Source organism: Aeromonas sp. Lyrl_2 (assembly GCF_051948815.1).
GTDB classification, from domain to species: Bacteria; Pseudomonadota; Gammaproteobacteria; order Enterobacterales; family Aeromonadaceae; genus Aeromonas; species Aeromonas veronii.
Genome location: NZ_JAYJLJ010000012.1, coordinates 20,388 through 35,844, shown reverse-complemented (window position 1 = coordinate 35,844; position 15,457 = coordinate 20,388). Strand labels below are relative to the sequence as shown.

Below are 15,457 nucleotides of genomic sequence, written 5' to 3'. Positions count from 1 at the left end.
ATGAGGTGCCCGCCCGTTATCAAGCCTGACGCCAGCGGCCGAGTTGTAATAGAATGCCGATAGCCACTCCCAACTTCAGACCCTGACCGCACCGCGCATGAAGAAGTTTGCCAAGATCCTCCTCGCCTGCCTCGTTTTGCTGCTGGCCCTGATTGCCATGCTGCTGGGCTACAGCGAGTGGATCGTCTCGGATGCCCGTCACTACACCTACGATCGGGTGGACAAGGTGCCCTACAACCGGGTTGCGGTGGTGCTGGGTACCTCCAAATATCTCTCCGGTGGCGGCCCCAACCACTACTTCAAATACCGTATCAAGGCGGCGGCCGAGCTCTATAACAATGCCAAGGTGGACTTCATCATCGTCTCCGGTGACAACGCCACCGTGCAGTACAACGAGCCACGCCAGATGCGCCGCGCCCTGATCAAGGCGGGCATCCCCGCCTCTGCCATCTATATGGATTTCGCCGGATTCCGCACCCTCGACTCTGTGGTTCGCGCCAAGGAGGTGTTCGGCCAGGAGCGCTTTACCGTGGTCTCCCAAGGCTTTCATAACGAGCGGGCCATTTTCATCGCTCGCCATTTCGGTATCGATGCGGTCGGCTTCAATGCCGAGGATCCCAGCGCCTATCAGGGGATCCGCACCCGGGTGCGGGAAGTCTTTGCCCGCCTGATGGGGCTGCTCGACCTCTATGTACTGGACAAGGGGCCCAAGTTCCTCGGGGCACCGGTCCCCATCGGTCTGCCTGTACCTTGCCAGTCACTGAGCACCATCGGCAGCCTGCAACCCTGCCTAAAACAACCCAAACCGGCGGTGGATGAGGCCAAGCCAGCGGCAGTCTCTGTCGCGGTTACCACCGAGTCGGCTACTCCATCTGCCTCGGCCGCGACAGCACAACTCAACCCTGCTGTATCCGCTGCGGCAGCCACTGAGCCGGTCACTCCCGCCAAATCCGCGGCAGAAACCGCCGCCGAGATGCCCAGCGCGGCCTTGCCCACATTGCCGATGACCCCTTCAGCCGCCAGCGTCAGCACTGCCACACCATAAACAGACGACCCGCCAACTGGCGGGTCTTGTTATTACAGCGCGGGTTGTGGCGGCTGTACTGCAAACCAATTCACAGCGACCAAGTCAGCCTCGCGCCGCCTGATAGCGGCGGACTACTTCGGCCCAATCCACCACCTGATAAAAGGCTGCGATATAGTCAGGACGCTTGTTCTGGTACTTGAGATAGTAGGCGTGCTCCCACACATCCAGCCCCAGGATCGGGGTATGGCCATGCATCAGGGGGCTATCCTGATTGGCACTGCTCTCCACCTGCAATCTGCCCGCCTTGTCCACCACCAGCCAGGCCCAGCCGCTGCCAAAGCGGCTCAGGGCAGCCTGAGTGAAAGCCTGCTTGAAGGCATCAAATCCCCCCAATTCCCGCTCGATGGCCAGAGCCAGCTCACCACCCGGCTCACCGCCCCCCTGCGGGCTCATCACCAGCCAGAACAGGGAGTGGTTGGCATGGCCGCCACCATGGTTGCGGACCGCCCCTTGCAGGGCGGCTGGCAGGGTGTCGAAGCGGCGCAGCAGATCCTCAACCGGCAGTGCGGCCAGCTCTGGCGCCCCTTCCAGTGCGGCGTTGAGGTTGTTGATATAGGTCTGGTGATGACGGCTGTGGTGGATCTCCATGGTCAGGGCATCGATATGGGGTTCCAGTGCGTCGTAGGCATAGTTCAGGGCAGGCAGGGTATGGCTCATGATGACCTCTGTTCGGATTAATGGAGCCGGGATGAGGGCTCGCTCTGACACAGGCAGTGACCGAGCGAACGCATGATCCCGGCGTGGCTGCCGTGGCGCTGTACGAACGTCAGCAACTCGGCACGGGTTGTGCGGGTATGGCGCAACGCGGCTTCTCGCAGGCGAGAGGAGCAAGCGGGGGAGTGACAGGTCGCCAGCAGGCAGTCGTGCACATAGCAGAGCAGGTCGGCGGCGCGATCGGGCAGAGTCATGGCCACCAGCAGATCCGCCAGATTGTGGTGAGCCACAACCAGCGCCGCCACCGCCTCATCGGCGTCATGCCACTGCACCAATTGCTGACGAGCCAGCCAGAGCGCCTGCTGATAATGAGCTAGCGCCTGATGATACTCGCCGCAGTCAAACAGCCGGTTGCCCTCTCTGGTCTGCTGTTTCCAGTGACTCATGCTGCTGCCACCTTCGGTCGACTCGACCCACCCCTTCACCCAAGTTGCTGTCATATGCTCCACACCAACAAATGATAATAATTATCATTGCACGAATCATATCCGGGAGACAAGGGGCGTCGGGATCGCAGCAAACAGCCAAAACAGCGCGGCCACTCCTTGGCAAGGAGTGGCCGCTTGAGGCAACCGGTCAGTGGATTCGACCGGACAATTGGAAGTTAACGGCAGGTCAGATGTTGTTGGCGGGCGAAGGCGGGGCGATCCCCAGCAGCATGTGATCCATCATCCCCACCATGCGCCCTATCTCGGGCTTGGTGATGGTATCGTTGGCCCCCAGTTGCAGTGCTTTCTGGCGGTTATCATCGCTCATCAGGGAGGAGAACATCACGATGGGCATCTCCTTGTAGGAGGGGGTATCCCGCAGCCGCTTGAGCAGGTGCATGCCATCCATGCGCGGCATCTCCACATCGGTGATCACCGCATTGACGAAGCCGGTCACCGGCATTCTCTCCTCCTGGGCCAGACGATCGAAATCCGTCATCATCTCCAGCCCCTCTCCCCCGTCCTTGGCCGTGATCACGTTGTAACCGGCGGTGCGCAGGGTGGTTTCGATCATCTTGCGGATAAAGGCCGAGTCATCCACCACCAGGATGGTTTTGCCCTGGCGCAGCGCCATCATGCGATCGTCGATGAGCACCTTGCGGTCCTGAGTGACGTCGTACTTCTCCATGCTGAGTTCGGGATTGATGTCGGCGATGATCTTCTCGAAATCGAGGATCATGATGAGGTTACCATCGCGCCTGACCACAGCCACCACGCAGTCGTTCTCCCCCGCTTCCAGAAACTGGCTGGGGGACTCCACATCCTCCCAAGAGACCCGGTGGATCCTGCTGACACTGTCGATCAGAAAACCGTTGGCCATCTTGTTGAAGTCAGTGACGATCACCACCTTGTGGCTGGGGTCCGGGTTGGTCTTGATGCCGAGCCAGCCCGCCAGATCCACCAGCGGGATCAGCCGATCCCGCAGGGAGAAGACCCCCACCATATGGCGCTGGGCATTGGGGTAATCTGTGGTCTCCGGCACCCGGATCACCTCGCGCACCTTGGCGACGTTTATCCCGTAATAAGCGGTTTTTTCACGGCCGTCCGGTAGCTGCTTCTTGAGGTGAAACTCGATGATCTCAAGCTCGTTGGTGCCACTTTCGGTCAGGATAGATTTACGCTCTTCCCCATCTTTGGACATCATGGTGACTCTCATTCTGGTTGCGCGGGCAGCAGACCGCTGCGGTTTTCCCTCAGTATAGGAATGGAATTCACCCAACGGCTCGGATCTCGGCAAGATTGCAGCGTTAACCGCTTGATCCCGCAGGCTGGCACGATCGTATCTGCCAATCAGGACAACATTGGCAGATGGAGAAATCCATCATGTACTCACAAGGAGCCTGAGATGAGTGAAGGCATCGTCGTGATTGGCGCTTCTGGCGGGATCGGGGCGGCTCTGGTGACACACTGGTTGGCGGCGGGTGTCGGGCCAGTGATTGCCATCAGCCGTCAGCCCGCACCTGCTGGCCTCTCATCGCCGGGTCTGCACTGGCTATGTTGTGATTACAGCGATGAGAAGATGGCAACTGCGGTAGCCCGCATCGCGGAGTTGGCACCGAGACCGCATCGGGTGGTGATCTGCAACGGCATCCTGCATCAGGGGGAAATCCAGCCAGAGAAGCGACTCGAAACAATCAATCTCGATGCCATGGCCCGCCTCTACCAGACCAACGCACTGCTGCCGCTGCGCTGGATCAGCCAGTTGTTACCGCTGTTTGGCCGCGAGCCTTGCACTCTGGCCGTTCTCAGCGCTCGGGTCGGCAGCATTGGCGACAACCGAGCGGGCGGCTGGTATGGCTATCGCGCATCCAAGGCCGCCCTTAACATGCTGCTCAAGTGTGCCGCCATCGAGCTGGCCCGGCGGGCCCCCGGCGTCAAATTGCTAGCCTTCCATCCCGGCACAGTGGATACCCAACTCTCTCGCCCGTTTCACGCCAATGTACCGCCAGGAAATGTGCAGAGTCCCGAGCTGGTAGCCGACCATCTGATTAACCTGATGAACCGGCTGCAACCGGATGGTGAACTGAGCTTTCTCGACTGGCAGGGCAATCCTATCGAGTGGTAGGGGAACCCAAGAGACGTGCCAGCAGTGCCCGCAGCGCCTTGATAACTGCTGGCTTACCCGCCAACTGCAACCTCGCAGCCAACGCCCCCCACTCTGCGTATTGCCAGATGGGGGCAATCAGCAGAGAACGTTCGTCAGGAGTCAGTGAAGCCAGCACTGCCAGATTGCGCGCCAGCCACAACTGCAAGCTCGACTGGCTCAGTTCGAACGGCTTGTGATGCAGGGCAAAGCACTCAACCTCATCGCGCTCGTACTCGCCAAGCTCCGGCGCGGTGACGGTGCGGCCTTGCAGGCATTGCCATACCAACTCGGGATCCAATCCTTTCAGCTCGACTGCCAGCAGGGTCGGCAACTGGCGAATGAAACGCTGCTGCCACTGATCCAACTCGGGCTCATGTTCGGGTTTCAGCGCCTTTAGCAGCAGGGCTGCGTGGCAGCCGCTGGCGGCATCCCGTTGCAGACCAATGCGCAGCACCGTCAGTCCTGCCTTGCGCCAGAAGGGGAGCAGGGCGGCGCTGGCCGAAAAGGCAGAACCGAGGTAATCGATCCCCACCTGACGATAATGCACTTCAAGCCTGCCAAGCAACAGCGAACCCAGTCCGTGCCGGTGCAGCTTGGGATGGATGGCGATACGCATCACCCGGGCGTAGCTGCGCCCCCCCGCCGTTTTGAAACCGGCGTGGGCCAGCAGCGACTGGGGCAGCAGATGGCCGCGCGGACGGCGGCGACCGGCCCAGATCGCCTCGGCCAGCTCGGGCTCTATCTCCCCTTCCCGCGCCACCAGCGCCACTCCCAGCAGGCTCGCATCCTGCTCCAGCAGATGGATGTCGAGATCCGGACTCTCAAGCAGGGACCTGAGATCGCTCGGCGTAGTCTGGTAGTGAGCCAGCACCAACAGGCCGAACAGCTGGTTGAGCAACTCCTCGTCGCTCGCCAGCGCCTCTTGACTGACCAGACGCCAGCTCGGGCTGGTCGGCGGCAAGGGAGTTGCCACTTCGGCATTGAGGCCGAGCAGGCGGAAAATCAGCGGCTCCAGCGGATCGCGCTTACTCCAGCGAATGGGCTCAGAGAGGTGGATCTCCTGCCACTCCGGGGTCTGGCTATCGAGCACCCGCTTGAAACGCAGGTGAAAACCGCGCCCCGTCCCTTCGTAACCGTGCTCGGTGGTGGCAAACACGATGCGACTGTGGCGGGCCAGCATAGCCTCAAGCAGCGGGGTCGGAATGGCAGCCGCTTCATCCACCAGCAGCAGATCGGGATTCATCGCCTCGTGCACCAGCCGATCCGGCGAGCAGTAGCTCAGTCCGGTCAGCTGTTCAGGCGTGGTATCTAGCCCGCGAGCTGCGTGGGCAAACAGGGTCGCTACCGTTGCCTGCGAGGGGGCCGTCACCACTATGTTCAGCGCGGGTTGCTGGCGCAGCAGCTCGGCGGCAGCCAGCCCCAGCAGCGCACTCTTGCCACGACCGCGGTCGGCACTTAGCACCAGCGGCCGACGACGATGGCCGTGCAACACCTTGTGTATAGCGGGCAGTGCCCGTGTCTGATCGCTGCTCAGCCTGCGCTCCGGCCCAATCGGTTGCCACGGCTGCGAGCAAACCGGCGGATCCAGAGAGAGGGCAGGATCACCTTCCAGCAACCGTACCAACCGGGCGATAAAGCCGTGGCCGGCCCGGCCCGCCTCCTCCGGCTGGGCCACCAGCCGGATCCGGTCAGGATCCGGCCATGAAGGCCACTCTACTCTGGGCGGCGTCAGCAGCAACAGCAAGCCACCGGCGCATAGAGTGCCCGCCAGCGCCCCGAAGGCGTCGGGATGAAAGCCGCTGAAGGCGTTGAACACCAGCGTGTCGCACTCCTGACCGAGCCGCTGCAGCGCCTTGGCGGCGGGTTGCGGGGCATAACTCTCGGGCCCGGCACCCAGCCAGAAGACGGTCTCGCCGAGCAGGGATTGGGCGCGGGCAATGCACTCGGCCTCCTCCCCCTCCAGCCAGATCATGCGCCGCTCACCGGCGCGGGCCAGCGCCTCGCGCAGCAGGGTGACCTCTTGCTGTGTCATGAAGCTTGGCTGTCAGCCGGTTTGCGGGGCTCGAACATGCGATCTCCCATCTGATCGATAAAGGTGTGAGCCTTCTGCACCATGAAACGCTCGGCATCGGCCGGATTGACAAACAGATCGGAGCGGATGAAACGGTGAGTTTGCAACACGCCGTCCAGCTCCTTGGTGATCCGCCCTGCCAGTCGGTACTGGCCACCTTCGGCCATGGGTTCCGGATAGATGAGATAGCCGGCATATTCGGTGGGAGTGACTTCCGGCGCCTTGGTCGGCTCGCCCCCGAACAGGGCGCTGAACAGTTTCTTGAGCATGGTGATCTCCTCTGGTTGCCAGCATTGTCCCCAAGGGGTTACACAGTGGCAAGCAGGGGATCTTATTACCAATGGCCATTTGCACTACGAACCATTCTCATTTAGATTTCATCTCATTCCACAAGAGGTGACCATCATGTACGTCTGTTTGTGCCGCGGCATCACAGATTCCCAGATCCGCAAAGCGGTGCAGTCAGGTAAAAGCGAATTCCGCCAGCTCAAGCAGTCGCTCGAGGTGGGCGCCCAGTGTGGCAAATGCGTACGCATGACCATGGAGATCATCGCCGCCGAACTCGACAAGATGGAGCAGGAGCAACCCGTGCTCTACTACGAAGTGGCCTGATCCGGACACCTCTTTTCTGATGCGACCCGCCAACAGGGTCACCCCTTTTCTCAGGCGAGCTGGCTCGCCAGACCTCTTATTGTCACTTTTCTGGACTAAGCTCTAACGATCGGAGCCTCAGGCACGAACCAAGGAGCACAGTCGATGAAAGGAGATCCCAAGATCATTGCCCACCTCAACAAGGTGCTGGCCAATGAGCTGATTGCCATCAACCAATACTTCCTGCATGCCCGCATCTACGATGACTGGGGCCTCAAGGCGCTCGGGCACAAGGAGTATCACGAGTCTATCGATGAGATGAAACACGCCGACGAGCTGGTCAAGCGCGTGCTGTTTCTCGAAGGGCTGCCCAATTTGCAGGATCTGGGCAAGCTGCGTATCGGTGAAACGGTGGAAGAGATGCTGCGCTGCGACCTCTCGCTGGAGATGGATGCCATCCCCGACCTCAAGGTAGCCATCGCCTATGCCGAGTCGGTGCAGGACTACATCAGCCGCGGCCTGTTCCAGGAGATCCTGGAGGATGAGGAGGAGCACGTGGACTGGCTGGAGACCCAGCTAGACCTTATCGATCGCATCGGGCTGGAGAACTACCAGCAGTCGCAACTGCACCACGGTTCATCATGAATAGTTATGGCATGAAAAAATGATTAAAAAACCCGCTCAGGCGGGTTTTTTAATGTCTAGCTGCATAGCTTTTCACACCACTTATCAGCATGAAAAATAAGCGTATTTTTGCTATTCAGATCGCAAAAACAGACGCTTGGGAGTTGCACTATTGGGGCCCCTCACAGGGACATACAATAACAACATGTGAAAGGACTACATCATGCACTTCCTACCCAACAAGCTCGCGCTAGCCTGCGCCATTGCCCTGTCTCTTGCCGCCTGCAATAACAACAGCTCGAACGCACCTGCAGATCCCGCAGCCACCAAAGCATCCCTGATGCAGACCATGGATGAAGCCCTGCGCGAGAGCCAGTCGCTCGACCCCTACGGTTTTGCCATCGATGCCACCAGCATCGCCAAGCGCAAAACACTCGACAGTTCACTGATCCAACGACTGAATGCTCTGGATCCTACGGTGCTAAGTGAGCGGGATCGGCTGTTCTACGACATGATCCGCTGGGACTTGCAGATCAATCTTGAAGGATACGATTTACCCCAATCCCAGATCCCGATCCATCACTTCCGCAACCGCGTGGTGGATCTGGCAGATGACGTCGGAGCAGCCCCTACCAGCGGCAAAGCGGCTCGCACCGTCAGCGGTGAATTCGACTATTTCGAGCACAGCTCGGCCGACAGGGTCACGCCGGGTGATGGCGCATGGCGACGGGATCTCGACCGCACAGACACAGCTCCGGCACCTGCAATGGCAACTCGAGCAAAGACAACAATGACCCCGCTGGCCTGGTATCAGGAACACCTCACCTGGCTCAAGGCCTATGATGTCTATCTTGCCGAGGTGAAACACCAATTCGAGCTGGCCAGTGTTCAGGGCAACACCTTGCCTGATGAGCTGGTAGACCGGCTGCTGGCCCAGCTCAACAGCAAGCTGGATGGGGAGGCGATCGCCGGCTCCTACCTCGGCTGGCAGCAGTTGCCAGGGGATGCAGATGCCACACTGCGAGCAGACTACAAAGCCGTGTTGGACAGCATCAACAGCCGTTATCTGGCGCTGCGCGACTATCTGGATTACCAGCATGGCGGCGCCTATGCAGTGCGCTTGGGTAGTGGCGAGTGTGACGACGGTTTCTGTGGCATGACCAACGGGCGAGACTGGTATCGCTGGCTGCTGAAGAAGCACACCACCACCAATATGACACCCGAGCAGGTACATGAGCTGGGATTGAGCGAGGTAGAGCGGATCTTCGCTGCCATGGTCAAGGTATGCCATTCCGTCGGCAAGTGTGACAGCGACGACGTGAGCCAGAGCAAGCAGAGCGGCCAGATCTACGCCTTCTTCCGCTATCTGAACGAGCCGGCCTTCTTCTATCAGAACCCGCTAGAGGTCTGGTCCGCCGGCCTCAACCCAGACAATGCAGCCGAGGCGACGTTGAGCGGGCCACAGCAGCAGGCGCTGGCCGAACACGAGCGGGCACTGCAGGAGTACAACGTCTTCAAGAGCAAAGCAGCACTGGTGCTGCCAGACTTCTTCGATGCCGAACGTACCATTCCCAAACTGGATTACGAGGTGGTCCCCGTCTCCTATGAAGATGCGCCATACGGCGGGGTAGCCTGGTATCAGGACGGCAACCCGCAGACCGGCCGCAAGGGGCAGTTCTTCCTCAACACATACTACCCCTATGGTCTGCAGAGCTGGAACATCAGCACCCTGCTGGCCCACGAGGCGGCGCCGGGTCACCACTTCCAGATCACCATCGCCCAGGAGCTAGCCGCCAAGGATCCCGACTTCCCGCAGTACGTGGCTAACGCCTCCTACACCTCCTATGCGGAGGGCTGGGCGCTCTACACCGAGTACCTGGCGGATCACGACATGGGGCTCTATCAGGGACGGGGCCTCTATAATCCGGCGGTAGGAGACGTGAAGGTCGAGGGATCATCCGCCTTCAACAACCAGTTGCAATACTTTGGCCGCCTCAACGAGGAGATGCTCAGGGCGATGAGGCTGGTAGTGGATACCGGTATCCACTGGTATGGCTGGAGCCACGATCAGGCTGTCAACTACATGAAGGAGAACTCGGCGCTGGGGGCGGGGGACATCAGCTCCGAGGTGCCGCGCTACATGGCCTACACCGGTCAGGCGACCTCCTACAAGGCGGGCCAGCTGGCGCTGATCCGGATGCGGGAGTCGGCCGAGCAGGCACTGGGCGGAGGCTTTGACCTCAAGGCGTTCCACCACCATGTGCTGGAATACGGCATGTTGCCCATCTCGGTGCTGGAGCAGAAGAACAAGCAGTGGATTGAACAGTCGAAGTGATCACAGTTACGGCGCCCGGCAAGGCAACGGGCGCCGCTTTCGATTAGGATACGACTCTCTTCCAATAACAATGCTACGGACGATTTCCATGGAACAGATTGCACGCGAGATGGCACCCCACAAACGGGTGGCACTGGTGGCTCACGACAACATGAAGACCCCTCTGCTGAACTGGGTGATGCGCCGCAAGGAGGAGCTCAAGCTCCACCATCTCTATGCGACCGGCACCACCGGCACCATGCTCGGCAAGAAGGCACAACTGCCCATCACCTGCCTCTTCTCCGGCCCCATGGGGGGCGACCAGCAGCTTGGCGCCCTGATCGCCGAAGGGAAGATCGACGTGCTGATCTTCTTCTGGGATCCCCTCAATGCGGTGCCCCACGATCCGGACGTGAAGGCGTTGCTGCGGCTGGCTGCGGTGTGGAATATCCCGGTTGCCACCAACGAAGCGACCGCCGACTTCATCATGGACAGCCCCCATATGCGGCAAGCGTTCAGCGTACAGATCCCGGACTACGCCGGTTATCTCAAGGCGCGCACCGAGTGATCGGCTAACCCGTCATGCAAGAGGGCCGCAAAAAGCGGCCCTCTTTAATTGGGAAAATGCATCAGCCAAGGAAACAAACCGACACCGGCTTATAGCGCCCGGGCGAGAATGCGCGCCACCCGATCCGGGTCGATATCCTGCTGCTCACCGAGCGCGGTGCGCCCCACCCGCTTGAGATTGGAACAGACCGCCGGAATGCAACTTTCGCTGAGGCCATAGTCAGCCAGCCGAGTCCCCAATCCCATCTTCTGGAAGAACTGCTCGGTACGGATGATCGCCTCCTCGATGCGCAGGGCCTTGTCCTCGCGGGTCGAATGCCACACCCGCTCGGCAAACTGGGCCAGCTTGTCCTGCTTCTGGCTCGCCCGCTCACGCAACAGTGAGGGGAGCACCACCGCCAGACTCTGGCCATGATCCAGCCCGTAGAGCGCCGTCAGCTGATGGCCGATGGCGTGAGAGGCCCAATCCTGCGGCACTCCGCAACCGATAAGCCCGTTGAGCGCCAGACTGGCCGCCCACATCAGATTGGCCCGCACCTGATAGTTGGTCGGCTCCGCCAGCGCCTTGGGGCCGTTCTCCACCAGCACCTGCAGCAAACCTTCCGCCAGCCTATCTTGCACCTCGCCGCCGACCGGAAAGGTGAGGTACTGCTCGGCAATATGGACGAAGGCATCCACCACTCCATTACCGGTCTGGCACGGCGGCAGGCTGTAGGTGGTGGTCGGGTCGAGCACCGCAAATTGCGGCTGCACCAGCGAGCTTCTGAAGGAGATCTTCACATCCCCGCGGCTCACCACCGAGGTGGGATTGCTCTCGGAGCCGGTGGCTGGCAGGGTCAGCACACAGCCCATCGGCAGCGCCTTGTGCACACTCGCCTGTTTACCGCAGATATCCCAGGGATCATCCCCCTCATAGCAGGCGGCCGCCGCGACAAACTTGGTGCCATCCACTACCGAGCCGCCACCGACCGCCAGCAGGAAGTCGATGCGCTCGCGCTTCACCTGCGCCACCGCCTCCATCAACAGCTCGAATCTGGGGTTGGCGCCGATGCCGGAGAACTCCTGCCACGTCACCCCTTCCAGCGCCCGGGTCAGCTGCTCATAGACGCCGTTTTGCTTGATGCTGCCGCCACCGTAGAGCACCAGCAGCCGGCTGCCGGACGGGATCAGTTCGGGCAGGCTGGCGATCTGCCCCTCGCCGAAACAGATGCGGGTCGGATTGGCATATTGGAAGTTGTACACAGCGGACTCCTCGACTGGCTCAATGCGCGGACATTGTGCGCCTGTGGGGAGGTGAGGTCAAAAGAGGTGGCAGAAGCTTGCCCATCGGCGGTCGACACTGGCCCATCGGTGCCGACCGGGTAGAGCTCAGAACAACGGCAGGATCAGGCGGTTTTGACCTCATCTTTGGATGAGCTCTTCTTGCCGGTCAGGCGATCCATCGCCTCCTTGAGCATCGCCTCTCGCTGTTCGTTGAGCGGCTTGCTCTGCTCCGCACGCTCTTCCGGCGTCAGCTTCTTGTTATCGGCGATGGTCTTGAGCTTCTCTTCGATCTCGTTGAACTTCTTGCGATCGAAACCGAGCGCCTTGTCCACCAGCTGCTGCACCACGCCCCCCTTGTCGGAGCTCATATCCAGCGCCGGTGGCAACTTGTTGTTCTTGGCCAGATGTTCGTAGGTCAGCACCTGCTGGGCCTGGCCGGTCATGCGCTGGGTGGAGAGGCTGACCATCTCCTCCCAGCCACCACCCTGACCGCCGCCACTGGCACTGTTGAGGGTGGCGAGGGCGCGGTTGTTGGAGGCGCTCTGGGCAAGCTGCTGGCTGTAGGGTTTGATATCCATGGGGGCTCCAATTCGGTGCGCATCTGCGGCAATGGGCACAGGCTGATCCGGTCACATGGGGCGTCAGGCCCCACCATTATCAATTAAACCAGCAAGTTACAGGCCAACTTGTCAGATAGTGCGAGATCCAGAGATATGGCGGATCTCACCACGTCCCCCACGCAAACTGGCGTCAGAATCATGACTCATCTGCTGCCGGTTCACGCTGTTTTGGCACACTTCGCCGTCCGCGTACCACGACGCCAGAGAAAAGTCAGGAACCGCAGCTCGATCACAAAATAAACAACCACTCGGGAATACAATTTTGGCGCACATCACAACCAGCCAGCCGTGTCATGGATGATCTGTTCGAAAAACCAATAACAGGCAGACCAATCTGCCGTGCTCACTCCGCTGCCAGTTCGGAGTTGCAGCCTCCCCACACCTCATCCCCTCGTCTGACTCTCACTCACCACAACCCTTCGGGTACACCTATGAAAAAACACACCTTGAGTCTTCTCTCCGCCACCCTGCTCACCCTGCTTGGCACCAGTGCCGACGCCTGTACCGGCCTTATCGTCGGCAAGGGGGCCAGCGCCGACGGCAGCGTAATGATCGCCAGAAACGAGGATTTTGGCGTCAACAACTGGAACAAGTTCCTCGCCTTCCGGCCCGCGCAGCAGAACGAGGGCAAAGTCTGGAAACTGGGCAACGGGCTGGAAGTGCCGATGCCCAAAGCATTTTTCGCCTACTCCGCCATTCACGACTGGGATGCCACCACCAGCGATCCGGCAGGCAAATATTATGAAGAGCGCGGCATCAACGAGTTCAACGTCGCCATCTCGGCCACCACCAGTGCCGAGGTCAACGACAAGGCCCGGAAAGCCGACCCGCTGATCGAGAAGGGGGTCATCGAGGCCATCATCCCGACCCTGATCCTGCCGCAGGTCAAAACAGCCAAAGAGGGGGTCGAGCTGCTTGGACGCTATGTGGAGCAATATGGCGCCGGTGAGGGCAACAGCCTCTATCTGGCAGATGTGAACGAAGCCTGGCTGATGGAAATTGGCTCCGGCCACCACTGGATTGCGGTGCGGGTCCCGGACGACAGCTACGCCATGGTGGCCAACGGTCTGCGGATCCACGGCGTCAATCTCGACAGCGCCGATGTGCTGCACTCGCCCAAGCTGCTGGAGTTCGTGCGCGAGCACAAACTGCTGGATAACGCCGACCCGAAAGATTTCAACTTCGCCAAGGCGTTCGGAGTGATTGCCGATCCCTACAACGTGGATCGGGAGTGGCTCGGCCAGAACATGCTGACGGCCTCCCACAAACAGGCGACCCGGCAGGCGCAATATCCGCTCTTTATGAAGCCGGATGCCCCCATCGCCGTGCCGGACGTAGCCAGGGTGCTGAGCGCCACCTATGACAGCACACCGCTGGCCGGCAAGGCGGAGCGGCCGATCCGCGTCGATCGCCAGCTGGAATCCCACGTCATCCAGCTGCGCAAGGAGATGCCCAAAGAGCTGCAGGGGCTCATCTGGCAGAGCTATGGCGTGCTGGCCGAATCGGTGATGGTGCCGCTCTACAACACCCTGGAAAACTATCCCCTGCCCTATCGCACCGGCAGCGACAGCTACTCCGATGATTCCGCCTACTGGCAGTTCCGCAGCCTGACCGCGCTGGCCAGCGCCGATCCGGACAAGTACCTGCCGCTGCTGCGCGGCGTCTGGAGCAAGGAGAGCAACAAGCTCTATAAGGAGGTCGCCATCCTCGACAAGAGCCTGAAGCAGGCCTACGCCAGCGACAAGGCTACCGCCATCGGGCTGGCCGCCGACTACTCCTATGGCCAGTTGGAGCAGGCCTATCAGATGGCCAAAACGCTGCGCTACAAGCTGATGACGGATCTGACCAAGCGCAGCGAGAAGAAGTATTCGCCGGAGGAGTTCAAGAAGATCATGAGCCTCTAATCGGCTCGCCAATGCAAAGAGGCTCCCACGGGAGCCTCTTTGTTTCAACCAATGCAGCGATCAGCGACGGCTGATATTGAGCGGGCCGAAAGTCTGCGCCACCGGCATGATCTCGATGCTGTTGATGTTGACGTGGGCCGGTTGCTGGCTCACCCAGAGCACGGTATTGGCGATATCTTCCGGCTGGATCGCCTCCACCCCCTGATAGACGGAGGCCGCCTTGGCATCGTCACCGTGGAAGCGCACGTTGGAGAACTCGGTGCCGCCGCACAGGCCCGGCTCCACATTGGTGACGCGAATGGCGGTGCCCGCCAGATCGGCACGTAGGTTGAGGCTGAACTGCTTCACAAACGCCTTGGTGGCGCCGTAGACGTTGCCGCCCGGATAGGGGTAGGTGCCCGCGATGGAGCCGATATTGATGATGTGGCCGCGATTGCGCGCCACCATGCCCGGCAGCAGCAGGCGGGTAAGCAGGGTCAGACCGCTGATGTTGGTGGCAATCATCTGCTCCCAATCTTCCAGATCCGCCTTGTGGGCCGGCTCCAGCCCCAGCGCCAGACCGGCGTTGTTGACCAGCAGATCCACCTCGCTCCACTCGGCTGGCAGTCCGGCGATGGCGGCGCGGGTGGCCGCCTTGTCCTGCACGTCGAACGCCAGCGGCAGGAACTGCTCGCCCAGCTCGTCAGCCAGCGCAGCCAGCCGCTCGGCACGGCGACCGGTGCCGATCACCTTGTAGCCCGCCTGCACCAGCTGGCGGCTGATGGCTTCACCAAACCCGGACGAGGCGCCCGTTACCATTGCAATCATCTGAACCTCCATATCTACACCGATATTGTTATTTATCTGTTTGAATCTATTCAGATTCATTCATCGCTCAATTCACGTCCGGTCGCCTTGCGCCAGACAAATACCACCAGATGGAGCAGCAACAGGCCCGAGCCACCCAGCGCAAACAGCAGGCCGGTGAGGGCGTTGACCGAGGTATCAGCGCCGCACCACCACCAGACCAGCCAGCCACTCAGACCGATGACAAAGGTCTGGATGGCACAGACCGGGCAGCGCCCCAGCTTGGCCCTGATGGCGGTGGCAAGGCAGTTGTCACAGCTCATCCTGCTCCTCGATTCTGCT

At 60.6% G+C, this 15,457-nt stretch carries 16 protein-coding genes; 7 read left to right on the top strand and 9 right to left on the bottom strand.

What is annotated here, in order from left to right; translation table 11 throughout:
• Positions 1–97: 97 nt before the first annotated feature.
• A complete protein-coding gene (locus VF684_RS12150) occupies positions 98–1,045 on the top strand; it encodes a SanA/YdcF family protein (RefSeq protein WP_139440908.1) in 948 nt (315 codons plus the stop codon).
• 84 nt (positions 1,046–1,129) lie between these two features.
• Here the strand turns inward: VF684_RS12150 and VF684_RS12145 are convergent, their stop codons facing one another.
• From VF684_RS12145 to VF684_RS12135, 3 genes are all read right to left on the bottom strand, one after another.
• Positions 1,130–1,744 (bottom strand): superoxide dismutase, encoded by a 615-nt coding sequence (locus tag VF684_RS12145; protein ID WP_139440907.1) that lies wholly within the window; start codon positions 1,742–1,744, stop codon positions 1,130–1,132.
• A gap of 17 nt (positions 1,745–1,761) precedes the next feature.
• Positions 1,762–2,241, bottom strand: coding sequence for a hypothetical protein (locus VF684_RS12140; RefSeq protein WP_005354955.1), 480 nt, complete (start codon positions 2,239–2,241; stop codon positions 1,762–1,764).
• A gap of 175 nt (positions 2,242–2,416) precedes the next feature.
• Complete coding sequence (locus tag VF684_RS12135) at positions 2,417–3,433, bottom strand: chemotaxis protein (RefSeq protein ID WP_005335957.1); 1,017 nt, start codon at positions 3,431–3,433, stop codon at positions 2,417–2,419.
• Positions 3,434–3,634: 201 nt separating this feature from the next.
• On the opposite strand from VF684_RS12135, the gene VF684_RS12130 reads away from it, so the two are divergent.
• The gene (locus VF684_RS12130; protein WP_440174275.1) at positions 3,635–4,354 is read left to right on the top strand and encodes an SDR family NAD(P)-dependent oxidoreductase; all 720 of its coding nucleotides are present in this window, start codon (positions 3,635–3,637) and stop codon (positions 4,352–4,354) included.
• On the opposite strand, the gene VF684_RS12125 is transcribed toward VF684_RS12130, so the two are convergent.
• The gene (locus VF684_RS12125) at positions 4,341–6,407 is read right to left on the bottom strand and encodes a tRNA(Met) cytidine acetyltransferase TmcA (RefSeq protein WP_201998078.1); all 2,067 of its coding nucleotides are present in this window, start codon (positions 6,405–6,407) and stop codon (positions 4,341–4,343) included. The two genes, VF684_RS12130 and VF684_RS12125, sit on opposite strands and share 14 nt — an antisense overlap.
• The gene (locus VF684_RS12120; RefSeq protein ID WP_005335963.1) at positions 6,404–6,715 is read right to left on the bottom strand and encodes an HlyU family transcriptional regulator; all 312 of its coding nucleotides are present in this window, start codon (positions 6,713–6,715) and stop codon (positions 6,404–6,406) included. The genes VF684_RS12125 and VF684_RS12120 overlap by 4 nt, the downstream gene beginning before the upstream one ends.
• Positions 6,716–6,851: 136 nt before the next feature.
• On the opposite strand from VF684_RS12120, the gene VF684_RS12115 reads away from it, so the two are divergent.
• From VF684_RS12115 to VF684_RS12100, 4 genes are all read left to right on the top strand, one after another.
• Complete coding sequence (locus VF684_RS12115) at positions 6,852–7,058, top strand: bacterioferritin-associated ferredoxin (RefSeq protein ID WP_139730616.1); 207 nt, start codon at positions 6,852–6,854, stop codon at positions 7,056–7,058.
• A 144-nt stretch (positions 7,059–7,202) separates the two neighbouring features.
• Complete coding sequence (bfr, locus tag VF684_RS12110; protein WP_440174272.1) at positions 7,203–7,682, top strand: bacterioferritin; 480 nt, start codon at positions 7,203–7,205, stop codon at positions 7,680–7,682.
• 202 nt (positions 7,683–7,884) lie between these two features.
• On the top strand, positions 7,885–9,996 hold the full coding sequence (locus tag VF684_RS12105) for a DUF885 domain-containing protein (RefSeq protein WP_139440903.1): 2,112 nt from the start codon (positions 7,885–7,887) through the stop codon (positions 9,994–9,996).
• A gap of 88 nt (positions 9,997–10,084) precedes the next feature.
• Positions 10,085–10,543 (top strand): methylglyoxal synthase, encoded by a 459-nt coding sequence (locus VF684_RS12100; RefSeq protein ID WP_005363178.1) that lies wholly within the window; start codon positions 10,085–10,087, stop codon positions 10,541–10,543.
• A gap of 89 nt (positions 10,544–10,632) precedes the next feature.
• On the opposite strand, the gene VF684_RS12095 is transcribed toward VF684_RS12100, so the two are convergent.
• A complete protein-coding gene (locus VF684_RS12095) occupies positions 10,633–11,784 on the bottom strand; it encodes an iron-containing alcohol dehydrogenase (RefSeq protein ID WP_440174271.1) in 1,152 nt (383 codons plus the stop codon).
• A gap of 143 nt (positions 11,785–11,927) precedes the next feature.
• On the bottom strand, positions 11,928–12,383 hold the full coding sequence (locus tag VF684_RS12090; RefSeq protein WP_440174269.1) for a hypothetical protein: 456 nt from the start codon (positions 12,381–12,383) through the stop codon (positions 11,928–11,930).
• A 473-nt stretch (positions 12,384–12,856) separates the two neighbouring features.
• Between VF684_RS12090 and VF684_RS12085 the strand changes: the two genes are divergently transcribed.
• On the top strand, positions 12,857–14,329 hold the full coding sequence (locus VF684_RS12085; protein WP_440174267.1) for a C69 family dipeptidase: 1,473 nt from the start codon (positions 12,857–12,859) through the stop codon (positions 14,327–14,329).
• 60 nt (positions 14,330–14,389) lie between these two features.
• Here the strand turns inward: VF684_RS12085 and VF684_RS12080 are convergent, their stop codons facing one another.
• Both VF684_RS12080 and VF684_RS12075 read right to left on the bottom strand, forming a co-directional pair.
• Positions 14,390–15,136 carry an SDR family oxidoreductase gene (locus tag VF684_RS12080; RefSeq protein WP_440174265.1) on the bottom strand — a complete coding sequence of 249 codons (747 nt, stop codon included), beginning with the start codon at positions 15,134–15,136 and terminating at the stop codon, positions 14,390–14,392.
• Positions 15,137–15,192: 56 nt separating this feature from the next.
• Positions 15,193–15,438 carry a DUF3624 family protein gene (locus VF684_RS12075; RefSeq protein ID WP_040067114.1) on the bottom strand — a complete coding sequence of 82 codons (246 nt, stop codon included), beginning with the start codon at positions 15,436–15,438 and terminating at the stop codon, positions 15,193–15,195.
• Positions 15,439–15,457 lie beyond the last annotated feature (19 nt).

Coding starts and splice junctions, on each gene's coding strand:
- VF684_RS12135 (WP_005335957.1), bottom strand. CDS start 3,433: ATGATGTCCAAAGATGGGGAAGAGCGTAAATCTATCCTGACCGAAAGT.
- VF684_RS12080 (WP_440174265.1), bottom strand. CDS start 15,136: ATGATTGCAATGGTAACGGGCGCCTCGTCCGGGTTTGGTGAAGCCATC.
- VF684_RS12140 (WP_005354955.1), bottom strand. CDS start 2,241: ATGACAGCAACTTGGGTGAAGGGGTGGGTCGAGTCGACCGAAGGTGGC.
- VF684_RS12075 (WP_040067114.1), bottom strand. CDS start 15,438: ATGAGCTGTGACAACTGCCTTGCCACCGCCATCAGGGCCAAGCTGGGG.
- VF684_RS12150 (WP_139440908.1), top strand. CDS start 98: ATGAAGAAGTTTGCCAAGATCCTCCTCGCCTGCCTCGTTTTGCTGCTG.
- bfr (WP_440174272.1), top strand. CDS start 7,203: ATGAAAGGAGATCCCAAGATCATTGCCCACCTCAACAAGGTGCTGGCC.
- VF684_RS12145 (WP_139440907.1), bottom strand. CDS start 1,744: ATGAGCCATACCCTGCCTGCCCTGAACTATGCCTACGACGCACTGGAA.
- VF684_RS12120 (WP_005335963.1), bottom strand. CDS start 6,715: ATGCTCAAGAAACTGTTCAGCGCCCTGTTCGGGGGCGAGCCGACCAAG.
- VF684_RS12125 (WP_201998078.1), bottom strand. CDS start 6,407: ATGACACAGCAAGAGGTCACCCTGCTGCGCGAGGCGCTGGCCCGCGCC.
- VF684_RS12115 (WP_139730616.1), top strand. CDS start 6,852: ATGTACGTCTGTTTGTGCCGCGGCATCACAGATTCCCAGATCCGCAAA.
- VF684_RS12130 (WP_440174275.1), top strand. CDS start 3,635: ATGAGTGAAGGCATCGTCGTGATTGGCGCTTCTGGCGGGATCGGGGCG.
- VF684_RS12090 (WP_440174269.1), bottom strand. CDS start 12,383: ATGGATATCAAACCCTACAGCCAGCAGCTTGCCCAGAGCGCCTCCAAC.
- VF684_RS12100 (WP_005363178.1), top strand. CDS start 10,085: ATGGAACAGATTGCACGCGAGATGGCACCCCACAAACGGGTGGCACTG.
- VF684_RS12105 (WP_139440903.1), top strand. CDS start 7,885: ATGCACTTCCTACCCAACAAGCTCGCGCTAGCCTGCGCCATTGCCCTG.
- VF684_RS12085 (WP_440174267.1), top strand. CDS start 12,857: ATGAAAAAACACACCTTGAGTCTTCTCTCCGCCACCCTGCTCACCCTG.